11 protein-coding genes are annotated in these 13,561 nt (G+C 71.8%); 9 read left to right on the top strand and 2 right to left on the bottom strand.

Annotation, left to right across the window (positions count from 1 at the left end):
- Window positions 1-285: 285 nt before the first annotated feature.
- Window positions 286-2,757 carry an Hsp70 family protein gene (locus tag ACQPZQ_RS27190; protein WP_433285254.1) on the bottom strand — a complete coding sequence of 824 codons (2,472 nt, stop codon included), beginning with the start codon at window positions 2,755-2,757 and terminating at the stop codon, window positions 286-288.
- 201 nt (window positions 2,758-2,958) lie between these two features.
- On the opposite strand from ACQPZQ_RS27190, the gene ACQPZQ_RS27185 reads away from it, so the two are divergent.
- The 9 genes from ACQPZQ_RS27185 to ACQPZQ_RS27145 all read left to right on the top strand — a co-directional run bounded on the left by ACQPZQ_RS27185 (window position 2,959) and on the right by ACQPZQ_RS27145 (window position 12,919).
- Entirely contained in the window at window positions 2,959-3,729 is a 771-nt protein-coding gene (locus ACQPZQ_RS27185) for a sensor histidine kinase (protein ID WP_433285252.1), read from the top strand.
- On the top strand, window positions 3,720-4,385 hold the full coding sequence (locus tag ACQPZQ_RS27180; protein ID WP_433285251.1) for a response regulator transcription factor: 666 nt from the start codon (window positions 3,720-3,722) through the stop codon (window positions 4,383-4,385). Before ACQPZQ_RS27185 ends, ACQPZQ_RS27180 begins: the two co-directional genes overlap by 10 nt.
- 76 nt (window positions 4,386-4,461) lie before the next feature.
- Entirely contained in the window at window positions 4,462-5,811 is a 1,350-nt protein-coding gene (locus ACQPZQ_RS27175; protein WP_433285249.1) for a hypothetical protein, read from the top strand.
- The gene (locus ACQPZQ_RS27170) at window positions 5,808-9,425 is read left to right on the top strand and encodes a histidine kinase (protein ID WP_433285247.1); all 3,618 of its coding nucleotides are present in this window, start codon (window positions 5,808-5,810) and stop codon (window positions 9,423-9,425) included. Before ACQPZQ_RS27175 ends, ACQPZQ_RS27170 begins: the two co-directional genes overlap by 4 nt.
- Entirely contained in the window at window positions 9,422-10,357 is a 936-nt protein-coding gene (locus tag ACQPZQ_RS27165; RefSeq protein WP_433285245.1) for a slipin family protein, read from the top strand. Before ACQPZQ_RS27170 ends, ACQPZQ_RS27165 begins: the two co-directional genes overlap by 4 nt.
- A gap of 49 nt (window positions 10,358-10,406) precedes the next feature.
- Complete coding sequence (locus ACQPZQ_RS27160) at window positions 10,407-10,772, top strand: hypothetical protein (protein WP_433285243.1); 366 nt, start codon at window positions 10,407-10,409, stop codon at window positions 10,770-10,772.
- 113 nt (window positions 10,773-10,885) lie between these two features.
- A complete protein-coding gene (gene merB, locus ACQPZQ_RS27155) occupies window positions 10,886-11,596 on the top strand; it encodes an organomercurial lyase (RefSeq protein WP_433285241.1) in 711 nt (236 codons plus the stop codon).
- 145 nt (window positions 11,597-11,741) lie between these two features.
- A complete protein-coding gene (locus ACQPZQ_RS27150; protein WP_433285240.1) occupies window positions 11,742-12,161 on the top strand; it encodes a hypothetical protein in 420 nt (139 codons plus the stop codon).
- Window positions 12,158-12,919 (top strand): SDR family oxidoreductase, encoded by a 762-nt coding sequence (locus ACQPZQ_RS27145; RefSeq protein WP_433285237.1) that lies wholly within the window; start codon window positions 12,158-12,160, stop codon window positions 12,917-12,919. The genes ACQPZQ_RS27150 and ACQPZQ_RS27145 overlap by 4 nt, the downstream gene beginning before the upstream one ends.
- Before the next feature lie 93 nt (window positions 12,920-13,012).
- Here the strand turns inward: ACQPZQ_RS27145 and ACQPZQ_RS27140 are convergent, their stop codons facing one another.
- Window positions 13,013-13,552 carry a PadR family transcriptional regulator gene (locus ACQPZQ_RS27140; RefSeq protein ID WP_433285235.1) on the bottom strand — a complete coding sequence of 180 codons (540 nt, stop codon included), beginning with the start codon at window positions 13,550-13,552 and terminating at the stop codon, window positions 13,013-13,015.
- Window positions 13,553-13,561 lie beyond the last annotated feature (9 nt).

Genomic DNA, 13,561 nt, shown 5'->3' with positions numbered 1-13,561 from the left:
GCGACTGGTGAAGGGTGCGCCGCAGCAGCTCCGGGATACATTCCGTTTCCCCTACATACGGCTGGGTCGACCCGCCGGTTCACGTAGGGAAAACCCCCTTGGCAACCAGGCCGGCGCGGGGCATGTACTGACCGACTGCGGCATCGACGCCGCGCGGTACCGAGTGTCCGAGAGGGGGTGGCATGCGGCATCGGTCATTCGACTGCCACGGCGTGACCTGGCTCCCGATCCGGCCTGCGGTGCCGGCCGCATCTCTTGCGGCGAAGATCCCGTTCGCTGCCCGGCTCAGCCCGTGTGCAGGGTGGTCAGGGTGCCGTCTGCGAGGTTCGAGACGTAGGCGATGGTTCCGTTCGGCAGCAGGGCAACCGACGTCGGGGACTTGCCCGTCGGGATGGTCGCGGTCACCGACATCGTGTCGGGGCTGATCACCGAGACCGTGTTGTCGGTGACGTTGACGGCGTACGCGAAGCGGCCGTCAGGTGCCCAGGCGATGTCCTGCGGGTTCCGCCCCACCGCGATGGCGGAGATGACCTTGTTCGTGTTGGTGTCGATCATCGTGACGGACGCCGAGTCGTAGTTCACGTTCGCCACCAGCGGTCGGGTGGGGTGCACCGCCAGGCTGTGCGGGCTCTTCTGCACGGGTATCTCCGCGAGGATCGCGAAATTCGACGTGTCGATCACGGACACCAGGTTCGACTCGTGGTTGGCGGTGTAGGCGCGCTTGCCGTCCGGGGAGAACTCGACCCAGTGCGGGTTGGGCGGCACCTTGATCTCGTTGGTGACGGCGTTGGTGGCGGTGTCGATCACCGAGATGGTGCCGGAGTCGTGGTTGGGCACGTAGAGCTGCTTCCCGTCGGGCGTGACGGCGGCGAGGAAGGGCCGGGTACGCACCGGGATGGTGGAGGTGATCGAGTTCGTGGTGGTGTCGAGCACACCGACGGCGGCGATGGTCCTGGCGTCGTTCCAGATGCTGACGTAGATCGTGCGCCCGTCGGGGGAGAAGGCCAGGTACTGCGGGGGTCCGGTGGCGACGGGGATCGTGGCCGTCACCGTGTTCACCGCCGTGTCCACGACCGTGACGACGCCTGCGTTGCGGTTCGCGATGTAGGCCTGGCGTCCGTTCGGCGAGACGACGACGAACCCCGGGGTGGGCCCGGCTGCGACCGTGGGCCCGATGGACGGGATGGGCAGGCTGGCCGCGACGGCGGGCCGGCCCGCGGGCGGCGCGGCGGCCGGAGGCGCCTGCGCGGCGGGGGGCGAGGGGGACGCAGTGGTCGGAGCCGCGCCGAACTGGTTGGTAAGGAAGTAGACGAGGCCTGCGATCAACGCGGCCACAATGACCGCCGCAGCCGCCAGGGCGAGGGGCCGGCGACCGATGCCCGGGGCAGGCCGGGACGACGGTGGGGGCGGCGGCCCGGCCGGTTCCTCCGGACCCCCGCCGCCCGGGCCGCCAGGACCGGGCGGGCCGGATCCTCCTGACGGCGGTCCGCCCGGGCCTGCAGGCGTCTGCCGTTGTGCCGGGATCTGTGGTGGGGGCCCTGTGCGCTGGGCCGGGACGTCCGCGGCGGTCGCTGCGCCCGCGGGTCCGCGCTCGGCGTCCACGGCGACGGCGGCGCCTGCGGACGTGTCGTCGCTGCGCCCGCCGCGCGGGACGGGAATCGTCGCCGCCGGTGGGGCGCCGCCTGCAGCCGGGATCGCTCCCGCCCTGGCGAGGGTGGCGGCGCCGAGCGCGACGGCGTACTTGGGGTGGGCGTCCACCACGGTGGGGCGGCCCAGCTCCTCGGAGATCATCCGGGACACCAGCGGGATCCGGGACGAGCCGCCGACCAGCAGCACCGCGGACAACGTGTTCGCGTCGACCTGCGCGGAGCGCAGCGTCCGGATCAGCGTGCCGATCGTCGACTCGATGGGGGCGCGGATCATGTCCTCGAAGTCGGCCCGGGTGACCCGCACGTCGAAGTGGCGGTGGGGCAGGAACACCGGGATGGTCGTCTCGGTGTCGATCGAGAGCGCCTCCTTGGCGAGCACGCAGTCCTGACGCAGCCGGGCCAGCGCCACGGAGGTCTGCGGGTCGCCCATGTCCAGCTCGGACAGCGCTCCGCTCGACGAGTAGTTGACGTAGGAGAGGATCGCCTCGTCGAAGTCGACGCCACCCAGGCGTTCGATCCCTTCGGGGATGCCGAGGATCTCGATGCCGGCGGAGCGCTTCTGAAGAATGGTGGCGTCGAACGTGCCCCCGCCGAGGTCGTAGACGGCGATGATCTCGCCGTCGGTGAGGTGGCGCGACGCCGCGTAGTGGGCAGCGGCGGCCTCGGGCTCGGTCACCGTGCGTGGCGCTGTGAGCCCCGCGACCTGCGGTACCTCGTCGAACAGCTCGCGGCGGAACGGTCCCCAGTTGGCCGGGTGGGTGAGGACGATGCTCTCGGGCTTCGTGCCCTCGGTCTCGGTCACCCTGGTCACCACGTCGTGCAGCAACGTGCCGAGCAGAGTGGTGACGGGATAGGCGGAGCCCCCGAGCACCACGGGCGTGGGGTCACCGAGACGGCGTTTGAACTCGCGGCCGATCCGGTCCGGGCTGCTGACGGCGCGGCGGGCTGCGGCGTCACCGGAGACGAGGGCGCCGTCCTCGCGCAGGTACACCACGGCCGGGGTCACCACGGTGCGGTCCCCGAGGGTGAACATCTCGACATTGGACCCGTTCGCGATCGCGGCAGCGACGAATGTCGTGCCGAGGTCCACTCCGAGGTGATATCCCACGCGGCCTCCTGGGAGCCGGCACCGTACCTCGTCTCGGATACCCGCGATAGCGCTGGTCAGGGTCGGTCCTGGATTCGCTCGCCCTCCGGTCGCGAAGCGTTACACCTCTGACCGTCGGGAGACACCAAGGGTGGGGAGAGCCCTACCCGGGGTGGGGTGCACCCCATTCCCGCGTGACCTCGCACGCCGGACCATACGAGGATGATGCTCGAGCCAGCGCAGTGCGCCGGCGACGCTCCCCGCACACCTCACGAGCAGGGCCCGCCCGACGCACCGTCATCAGCCACACCTCCCCCGGCCGACCCGCCGACCGCCGACCCTGCCACCAGGCTCCCCACTCCTGCCCCGGACGCCCGCCGCCGCGCCGAGCGCGAGCAGTGGATGCGTCGCCGCCGCCTCGAACGGCAGCTGCACGACGGTGCCGCGTTGCGGATCTCCGCGCTCGCGCTCCAGCTCGGCCTCTTCCGGCACCGCGTGCCCGACGCGGAACCCGACCTGCACGCGTCCATCGACAGCCTCCAGGACGAGCTGCACGCCGTGCTCCAGGAGCTGCGTGATGTGGCAGGCAAGATCTATCCGTCCCTGCTCGACGAGGCCGGACTCGGCCCGGCCCTGCGCGAGGCGGCCGACCGCGTGGACATCCCGGTGCAGGTCGACGCCTCCGCCGACCGGTTCGATCCGGCGGCAGAGGGCGCCGCCTACTTCTCCGTGGTCGAGTGCTTGGCCGCGATGGATGCCGCCTCAGCCGCCGAGAGGGCTGCCGGCGGCGAACCCGGCGAGGAGCCCGTCGAGGTCGCGGTGCGCCGCGTGGGTGACGAATCTGACGGTTGGGTGCTGTCCGTGGAACTCAGAGGAGTGAACGTGGCGCACGCCGGAGCGATGCTGGACCAGGTGCGGCGGCTCGGCGGCACCATCGATGTCGCCGGAGGGCCTGGCCCCGGCACGATCACAGCGAGGATTCCATGCGAGTAGCGCTGGCCGAGGACGGTGCCCTGTTCCGCGAGGGGCTGCTGATGCTCCTCCAGGCGGCGGGGCACGAGGTCGTCGGCAGCACGGCCGACGGTGACTCACTGGTCGAGCTGCTCTCGACCGAGCGCGCCGACGTCGCGATCCTGGACATCAGGATGCCGCCCGAACCGGACGGCGGGCTGGTGACGGCGGAGCGGCTGCGCGGCCTGCATCCCGATATGGGCCTGCTGTTCCTGTCCCACTACGCCGAGTCGCACTACCTGATGCGCATCCTGCAGATCGGCACCGACTCCATCGGCTACCGGCTCAAGGAGAAGGTGGGCAGCGTCGACGTCCTCACCGACACGCTCAGCCGCATCGAGGCCGGCGAGATCGTCATCGAGCCGGTGCTGGCCAAGCGGCTGGTGGAGCGGCCCCGCGGCGACAAGAAGGGGGCCATCGCCTCCCTGTCCGAGCGCGAGCTCGACGTGCTGCGCCTCATGGCGGAGGGCCGGTCCAACACCGGTATCGCCGCGCAGCTGTTCGTGACGCCCAAGGCCGTCGAGAAGCACATCGCCAACATCTTCGGGAAGCTCAACCTCCATGCCGACACCGCCGAGCACCACAGGCGGGTGCTCGCCGTACTGACCTACCTCCGATCGCAGCGCGACGGGGACTGAGGCTTGGCCGCGCACGTCAGGACGCTTAGCGTGACTCCGAACCCGGATCCGATCCGGGTGGAACCGGTGGTGCGTGATGAACCGGACGAGCGTGGCGAGGGTGCTGCGGGCAGCGGTGGTGGCCTGCGGCGTCGCCGCGCTGCTCCTCCTACTGGTCGACGGCGTCCCCTGGCTCTTCGGGTACTCCGCAGCCGGGTCCGGAACCGCGGTACTGCTGCCGTTCGTCGCCGTCGGTGTGTGTGCGGTGGGGCTCGGGTTCGTGCTGCCCCGCGTGGACGCGGCGGTCGGGCGGCTCACCCACCACCGTGAGGTCACGCCGTATTCGGCGCTCGCGGCGGCGGCCGCACGGATCCGGGCCGGGTCGCTGGAACAGGCGCTGCCCGGTCTCGCCCAGGTGCTCGCCGACGGCACCGGTGCCACCCGTGCCGTGGTGTGGCTCGCGGTCGGCGACCGCCTGGTCGCCGCGGCGGAGCACCCGCCGCGGGACTCCACCGATGCGGACGAGGAGCACGTGCCGAACCTGGCGGTGCTGCTCGCCCGACCGGACACAGACCACGTCGTGCCGGTGCTCGACGGCGCGGAACTGCGTGCGGCGCTGGCGATCGGGAAGCCGGACGCTCCGATCACCCCGGCCGACCAGCTGCTGGTCCAGGACGTGGCGAACGGTGCCGCCCTGCTGCTGCGGGGTGTTGCGCAGAACGCCGAGCTGGCCGAACGGGTACGCCGGGCGGATGACCTCGCGACGCAGCTGGACGACTCCCGGCAGCGGCTCTCCCAGGCCCGTGAGGTCGAGCGCAGGCGATTGGTCATGGAGCTGTCCCACGCCACCGGTGACCGGCTGGCCGCACTGCGTGCCGAGGTCGATCGCGCTCAGGGCGCGCTGAAGTGCCGGCCGGAGGTGGCCGCCGCGGCCCACGAGGCGCTCGTGCATGCCCGTGGCGGGCTGGACGAGCTGCTGGACCGCTTCCGGGTGATCGCCCGTGGCGTGTACCCGGCTGTGCTGCGCGACCAGGGCCCGGCCGCAGCACTCGACGAGGTGGCCACCGACCTCCCACGACCGGTGCGGCTGACCGGCAGCCTCGGTGGGCGGCTGGACTGGGAGATCGAGTCGGGGCTCTACTACGTGACTGCCGCCGCCCTGCACGCGCTCGCCGGCGGCCCGGCGGAGAGCGAGCTCGTGGTGGCCTTCGGGAGGACCGACGGCCGGGCGACGGTACGCATCGACGACGCAGCTCCGGACATCACCCCCGACCGTCTGCGCACCGCGCTCGCCGACGACGTCGAGCGGCTCGTGGCGCTGGGCGGTGATCTCGAACTGATCCTCCCGGACGGGCCGGAGCGGCCCCTCGGTATGCGTGCCTGGGTGCCCGACCACCTCGAACCGGTGGTCGAGAGCGGCGCAGGTGCGGATCTGGGGTTCCGGTGAACAGCCCGCTGATCGGTACCGCCGTCCTCGATGAGCCCGTCGACCAGGACCGGGACAGCGGAACGCGTGGCCTGCTCGCCGGGGCGACGTACGTGGTGCTCCTCGTGGTGGTCACGCTGCTGTCGTTCGGGTGGCTGGCCATGGGGGCCGTGGTCGGCGCCGCGGCGTACGTCCCGGCCGTCACCGCGGGCTTCTCCTCCGCTGCCGCGGAGGGGAGCCGATGGGCCCAGGGTGTGCTCGTCGCGATCCCGCGGAGCGAGCCGTTGGGTCAGGCCGTGCTGGACTACGCGCTCAGCCTGATCAGCATCGGCGTGGCGGTCGCCCTGCTCGTGTACCGGGGCGGCAGCTGGTCGGTCCGCTTGCTGGTGCTCGCCATGGTCGGCTCGGCGGGAGCGTTCAACCTCCAGGCGCACGCCGCCGACACCGCGGTGTACACAGCCACCGGCCTGGCCGTCGGCAGCCTCCACCAGATCTTGCTGCACGGCGTGGCCTGCGCGGCCTACATCGTTGCGCTGCTGGTGTTCCCTCCCGACCGGCGCACGGTAGCGGCCGCCGGGTTCGGGCGAGCGGTACAGGTGGCGGCCGGGGTGGGGACTCTGCTGGTGGTGGGGTTCGGCACCGCGCTGCTCCCGCACACGATCAGCTGCGTGCTGTTCTTCGGGTTCCTCGTGCCGCTCGCCGGGCTGGTGGTGCTCCCGCGTCGCATCAGTGCCGGTACCACCGCCACGGCGCGCGCCCAGGCCCGGCTGCTGTTCAGCGTGCTTGCGGCGGCCTTCACGATCACGATTCTGCTGGCGATCATCACGCTGCTGCTGTGGCTGATGGACTTCTCCGGCCTGACCATCGTCGACCCGACCGCACACGGTCGGGCGGAAGAGCCGACGGGGCTGCTGTTCTGGTTCTCGCGGCTGGCCTGCATCGCGATCGCCGTGGCTGTGTTCCTCGCGATGCGGCCGGAGGGCCTGTGGGCGGCGGAACGCCTGTTCAGCCGCGGGCTCGCCGCTGCGCTCGTCACGGCCGTGATCGGCGGCGGCTACGTCGTGGTGCGCACGCTCATCGAAGAGGCGATCGGCGACCCCGTCGCGGCGTTCACCGGGTCGACCATCGCCGTCCTACCGGCGGCGCTGGCGTTCCTCCCGGTCTACGTACGGGTCGAGCGGGTGGTCGACCGGATGCTGTTCGGCGCCCGGCCCACGCCGTACAGCGTGCTCGCCGGGATCGCCGCGCTCTCGCGGGCCGGCGCCACCGACGCGCCCGACCTGGAGCGCGTCGCCGAGGCCGTCGGGCGGGGCGTGGGCGCCATCACCTGCAGGCTGACGGTGGTACGGCCCGGGCTGCACGACCGGGCCTACACCTGGGTCGCACCGGGTGCGCAGGCCTCGGACGAGCTCGCGGAGGTCGCCGTCCGGCACGGGACCGAACCCATCGGCACGATCGCGGTCGACCACACGACGGTCGCCGGGCTGCAGGGCCCCCGCCGCCATCTCCTGCAGGACATCGCCGACAGTCTCGGAGCCGTCTTCCAGGCGAGCCGGTCCGGGATCGAGCTCGAGCGGCAGCTGCGCGCGGCCGTCGCCCACGCGGCGGAGATCGCTGCGTCGCGCCGCGCCGTGGTCGCCGAGATGGACACGGAGCGCCGGCGGATCGAGCGCGACCTGCACGACGGAGCGCAACACCACCTGGTCTCGCTGCGGCTGACTCTCGGTCTCGTCGAGCACCAGGTGTCGACCGGCCAGTTCGGCCCGGCCCGCGGCCGCCTGGAGCAGGTCGCCGAGCAGATCGACACCGCCGAGTCGATCCTGGCCGAGACGGCGACGGGCGTGTCGTCCCCGCTGCTGGCCGAACGCGGCCTGGTGGGAGCCCTGCGCGTCGAGCTCGCCGGTGGGCACCCGCCCGTCGCCTTCGACTCCGACGGCGTGCCCGCCGATCTCCCGGTCCCGGCCGACGTCGCCGCCGCTGTCTTCTTCTGCTGCCTGGAGTCGGTGAACAACGCGCGCAAGCACGCGGGGGGAGCGGCGATCGGGGTCCGGCTCGCTCCGGTGGACGGGCGGCTGAGGTTCACGGTGTTCGACGAAGGCCCCGGCTGGGATCCTGCCGCGCGTACCGGTTCGCCCGGCCGCGGGATGCGCAACCTGAAGACCCGCATCGGGTCGGTCGGCGGGCGGATCGAGATCCGGTCGCAGCCGGGCGCGGGGACGGTCGTGGAAGGTTCGGTCCCCCTTCCGCAACCCGCGACCGAGCCGTCCACCGAGGCCCCGGCCGCCATCGCCGCCCCCGCCCCCGCTGTGGCGGTGGCCGACCTCCCGCTGATCGACCAGGTTCGCGACGCACTGCGTACCGCGCGCGAGCTCTACCACGGCACGCCGCAGGCCGAACCGCTGCGCGCTCTGGCGCAGCGCCTCGACGAGCCGCTGCGGGTCGCGGTCTCCGGGCCGCCAGGAGCGGGCACGTCCACGCTGGTGGAGGCGCTGCGCGCGGCCGCCGACCGCGAGCCGGGCGCCGAGCTGGACGTGACGCTGATCGACGTCCCGGGCCGGGAGCCGAGATCGGGTGCGGCACCGCAAGCCGGCTCGGACGACGAGCTCGCCCCGCTCGCCGACGCGTTCGTCCTGCTCCTCCGGCGCCCTCCCGACGAGGACGGGGCGCTCCCCGTGCTGCCGGAGGGTCCGGACCCGCCTCGTCCTGCGCTCGCGATCGGGGTGCTGGCGCGAGCCGACGAGATCGCCGAGGCGGACCAGGTGGCCGCGGACTGGTGCACCCGCCTCGAGGTCCGGAGCCTCTGCCACGTGGTGGTGCCCGTCGCGGGGCTGGTTGCCCGCGCGGCCGCGACCCTGCGCGACGCGGAGTACCGCACGCTTCAGGAGATCTCCGAGTCCGACGGGGATGCCGGCGAGGTCGCGGCCGCGACCGGTGCGCCTGCCGCCGCGTCGTCGGGCTCCACCTCCGTGCTGTCCTCCTCGTCCGCGCCGGGAACGGCGACCGAGTCGGTGTTGCACGTCGTCGACGGCCACGAGGAGCTGCTGCAACGCTTCGGGCCGGCCGGCGTACGGACGGCCGTCGAGCTGATCCGGTGCGGGCGAGCGCCCACGTCGGCCGCGCTCGCGTCGGAGCTCCTCGACTCCAGCGGTGTGCCGCTGCTGGTCGAGCTGATCGACTCCCGGTTCGGCCGGCGCGCCGAGGCCGTCAAGGCACGGACCGCGCTGCTCGCGCTGGAGACCCTGGTCCGCGACCAGGCACCGCCGTCGGGCGGCAGCGCGCTCGTCTACCGGCTCGACCGCATCCGGTCCGGGGCACACGAGCTCACCGAGAACGACCTGGTCGACGCCCTGCGCTGCGGCGCGCTCGACCTGCCCGACGGGGAACGCGATGTCGCCGAGCGGCTGCTCGGCGCCACTGGAACGGCGCCGCGTGCCCGGCTGGGCCTGCCTGCCGACGCCGTCCCCCACGAGGTCGCCCGGGTCGCGGGGGAGCAGTTGGCCCGGTGGCAGGGGCTCGCGGCGCACCCGATGTCGGTCAAGGACGCCCGTGACGTGGCGGCCGTGCTCGTGCAGACCTGCGAACAGCTGCTCGCGCGGGCCGCGCGCAACGACGGTCGGATGGGAGGAACGACATGACCGTCTACATTCTGGTCACGATTCTGCTGGTTCTGGTGCTGGTGCTGGCCTGCTCCAGTCTTCGTGTCGTCCGGCAGTTCGAGCGAGGTGTGGTGTTCCGGCTCGGGAAGGTCCGTGACGCCGTTCAGGGGCCGGGTCTCGCGGTGATCACGCCCATCGTCGACCACCTGCACAAGGTCAACATGCAGATCGTCACGATGCCGATCCCCGCCCAGGAGGGCATCACGCGCGACAACGTCACCGTCAAGGTCGACGCCGTCGTCTACTTCCGGGTGACCGACCCGGTGCGGGCGCTCGTCGATGTGCAGAACTACGAGTACGCCATCGGGCAGGTCGCACAGGCCTCCCTGCGATCGATCATCGGAAAGAGCGAGCTGGACGACCTGCTGTCCAACCGGGAACGGCTCAACCAGGGCCTGGAGCTGATGATCGACAGCCCGGCGCTCGGGTGGGGCGTGCACATCGACCGCGTCGAGATCAAGGACGTGGCGCTGCCCGAGTCGATGAAGCGGTCGATGTCGCGGCAGGCGGAGGCCGAACGGGAGCGCCGCTCCCGCGTGATCACCGCCGAGGGCGAGCTGCAGGCGTCGGAAAAGCTGGCGCAGGCGGCCGGCATGATGACCGCCCAGCCCGCTGCGCTGCAGCTACGTCTGCTGCAGACCGTGGTCGAGGTGGCAGCCGAGAAGAACAGCACCGTCGTGCTGCCCTTCCCGGTCGAGCTGCTCCGCTTCCTCGAACGCTCGACGCCGCCCGAACCCTCCACCGCTGAGTCGCCCGAGGCGAGCTCCACGCCGACCACCGCCCTGACCTCGGAGGTGATCACCGAGCGGATCTCTCCGGGCGTGGTCGCCCCGGAGGACGTGGCTGCGGTCGCCCAGCCCCCGTCACCCGAGGCCAACGGCGAGACACGCACGGCCGCGGGCCACGGATGACCCCGGAGGTAATTGATTGGTCGCGCGGGGACCGTGAAGGTCACCGGGTGTGGAGATCGCCATCGTCGTCATCCTGCTGGTTGCGGGCCTGATCAACGGACTGCCGGTGATCGGTGTCGCAGGGGCCGGACGCCTCGCCCGGCTGTACGGCCTCACGATGACCGATCCGGACCTGCTGGTGCTGATGCGCCACCGGGCGCTGCTGCTCGGGCTGCTCGGTGCCGCACTGGTCGGGGCGGCGTTCGTGCCGGGCTGGCGGGCGCCCGCCATGGTCGCAGGCCTGGTCAGCATGCTCGCGTTCGTGGCCCTCGCCCGGGTCGCGCCCGGACCGAAGATCCGCACCACGGCGATCGTGGACGTCGTGCTGTCGGCCGCACTCACGGTCGCGCTGGTTCTGCACCTGCTGCCCCGCTGACCCTCCTCCGACGGCACACACCTCGTGGCCACCGTGCACACGTTCGGACATGTGCGCGGCGGCCACGAGATGTGTGCGGTTCGATCTCGCTTTGCTGCGGCAAGCTGGCAGGTGTGAGCGAGAACGTGGAGATCGGCGGGGCGACCAGCGACGTGCGGACCTTCGTTTATCAATACTGGGCCAGATGTGGCCAGTCGCCGAGCGTCGCCCAGATCGGGGAGTACGCCGGGTTGGGAGTTGCCGATGTCGAGAGGGCGCTGCTCTCCCTTCATGGGTCACGCGACCTCGTGTTGGCCGGCGATGATACGTCGAAGATAGTCATGGCGCACCCATTCTCGGCGATACCCCAAGGGTTTTCGGTGATGGGCGACGAAACGCTCTGGTGGGGAGGGTGCGCCTGGGACTCCTTCGCGATACCGCATCTGGTGACGACGGTCCACGATGTACTGGTTGCAACCCGCTGCCCGGCCTGCGATAACGCCCATTCATGGGTGGTGGGCCGGGGTCGTCCGCCGGCTGGTGAGCAGGTCGCCCATTTCCTGACACCGGTTGACGACATCTGGTCGGATGTGGTCACGGCATGCGCGAACCAGAGAATTTTCTGCTCGGCGCTGTGTGTGGAGACATGGCTGCTGGATACCGGTAACCGTCGCGGCTACGTCATGGACCTCGACACCCTGTGGAAGTTGGCTCGCAACTGGTACGACGGCCGGCTCGACCGCGACTACGTTCGGCGGGAGCCGGCCATGGCGGCCGAGTACTTCGCCAGTGTGGGACTCGTCGGCGAGTTCTGGGGCCGCTCAGGCTCGAGTGGGGTCGGCTGAGTCCGTGGTGTGATCCGCGTCGAGTTGTGCCATCGCCCGGAGCGCCCACTCGTGCACCGCCGAGTTCGGCCAGGTTCGTCACGTTTTGGTGTTTCCTGTCGTCCGCTGGACGAGCCGCGTCCGTGCGGTACGGGGAGGAGAAGTGATGACCGAGGTGCGAGAACGACGGCGGACGTCGGCGGCGGACCGTCTGGTGGTCGGCGTCGTCGCGTTCATCGCGCTGGGGATGCTGGTGGCCGGCATCTGGTGCTGGACGGCGCCTGCCTCCTTCGCCGCGTTCACCAACTGGCCCGAGCACGAGCACTTCCTGCACGACGCCGGGGTGTTCCAGATGGGGATCGGGGTGATGCTGCTGGGCGCGCTCTGGTGGCGGGACGTGATCGCCGTGGTGCTGGCGGGTGCGGTGTTCACCAACGCGCTGCACGCGCTGAACCACGCCCTCGACCTCGACCTGGGCGGCCGCCCCTCCGACCCCTGGCTCCTCGGGATCGTGGCGCTGCTCGCCCTGGTCGCTCTCGTGGTCCGGATACGCAGCCTGCGCCCACGGTCGCGGACGGCGCGGTGAGCCTGGTCGTCGTGACGGGTGGCACCGGCACGCTCGGCCGGCGGGTGGTCGAGCAGCTCGTCGCGGCAGGCCGCTCGGTGCGGGTGGTGAGCCGCAGGCCTCACCGGGGCGGCCTGCCCGCGGGCGTGGAGTTCGTGCGGGCGGACCTGCAGCGCCGCGGTGACGCCGACGTCGCCGTTGCCGGGGCGACGGTCGTCGTTCAGTGCGCCACGACCTACGGCCGGCGGGATGTCCCGCTGGCGCGCAACGTGATCGCCGCGTGCCGATCGGCAGGGCGGCCACACATCGTGGATGTGTCGATCGTCGGGGTCGACCGGATCCCGATCTTCTACTACCGGGCCAAGCTCGAGGTGGAACGGCTGCTGGCGAACTCGGGGCTGCCGTGGACGGTGCAGCGCGCCACGCAGTTCCACGACCTCGTCGCGCGGTTGTTCGACCTGCAGCGCCGCTCGCCGGTGATCGTGGTGCCGGCGGGCGTTCGGGTGCAGCCGGTCGACGTCCGCGACGTGGCCACCCGGCTCGTCCGCCTCGCCGACGGTGCGCCGGCCGGTCGCGTGCCCGACATCGGCGGCCCCGAGGTCCACGAGCTGCGCGAGCTGGCGGTGCTCTACCAGCGGATGCGGGGTGGCCGTCGGCCGGTCCTTCCGGTCGGATTGCCCGGGGCGGCGATGCGTGCCTTCCGCGCGGGCGCCAACCTGGTGCCCGGAGATGCCGTGGCGGGCACGAACTTTACGGCCTACCTGACGAAGCACCCATAAGACCACCGACCGCACACACCTCTTGGCCACCGTGCACACGTTCGGACATGGGTGCGGCGGCCACGGGGTGTGTGCGGCGGCCTCAAGCCGGGGTTAGCCGGCCTTCTGGTCTGTTTCCAGCTGGGTTATCGCCCAGAGTGCCCACTCGTGCACGGCCTCGTACTGGCGCAGGCCGAACTCTGCGGCCAGCTGGCCGAAGCCCTCGGGTCCGCGGAAGGACGAGCCCTCGTGTGCGGCCCGGATCTCGCGCAGTTCCGCCGCGGCGGCAGCGGTGCTCTCCGCGACGTGGGCGAGCACGATCTGCGCGTCGGCGGGGTCGAGCGCCGACAGCAGGAACATCCGCAGCACCTCCTCGTTGCGCACCTTCCCGCTCTGCTTGGGCGGCTGCAGCAGCCAGGAGCGCAGCTCCTCGCGTCCGGCGGGGGTGACCGCGTAGGTACGGCTGCCGCGTGCTCCCTCGGACGTCACCTCCACCAGGCCGCGCTCGGCGAGGCGGCCCAGTTCCGGGTAGATGCTCGTGTGGCCGGCGTGCCATGCGTAGCGGCCGAGGGAGAGCTCGAAGGACTTCGTGAGCGCATAGCCGCTGGCGGGCTCGACGGCAAGCAGCCCGAGCAGGGCGTGCGACAGGGACATGCCGCAACC

The sequence above is a fragment of the Pseudonocardia sp. CA-142604 genome, from assembly GCF_050948475.1.
GTDB lineage: Bacteria > Actinomycetota > Actinomycetes > Mycobacteriales > Pseudonocardiaceae > Pseudonocardia > Pseudonocardia alaniniphila.
Note: the sequence above shows the minus strand (reverse complement) of the source record. Positions and strands in the feature narration are given on the sequence as shown.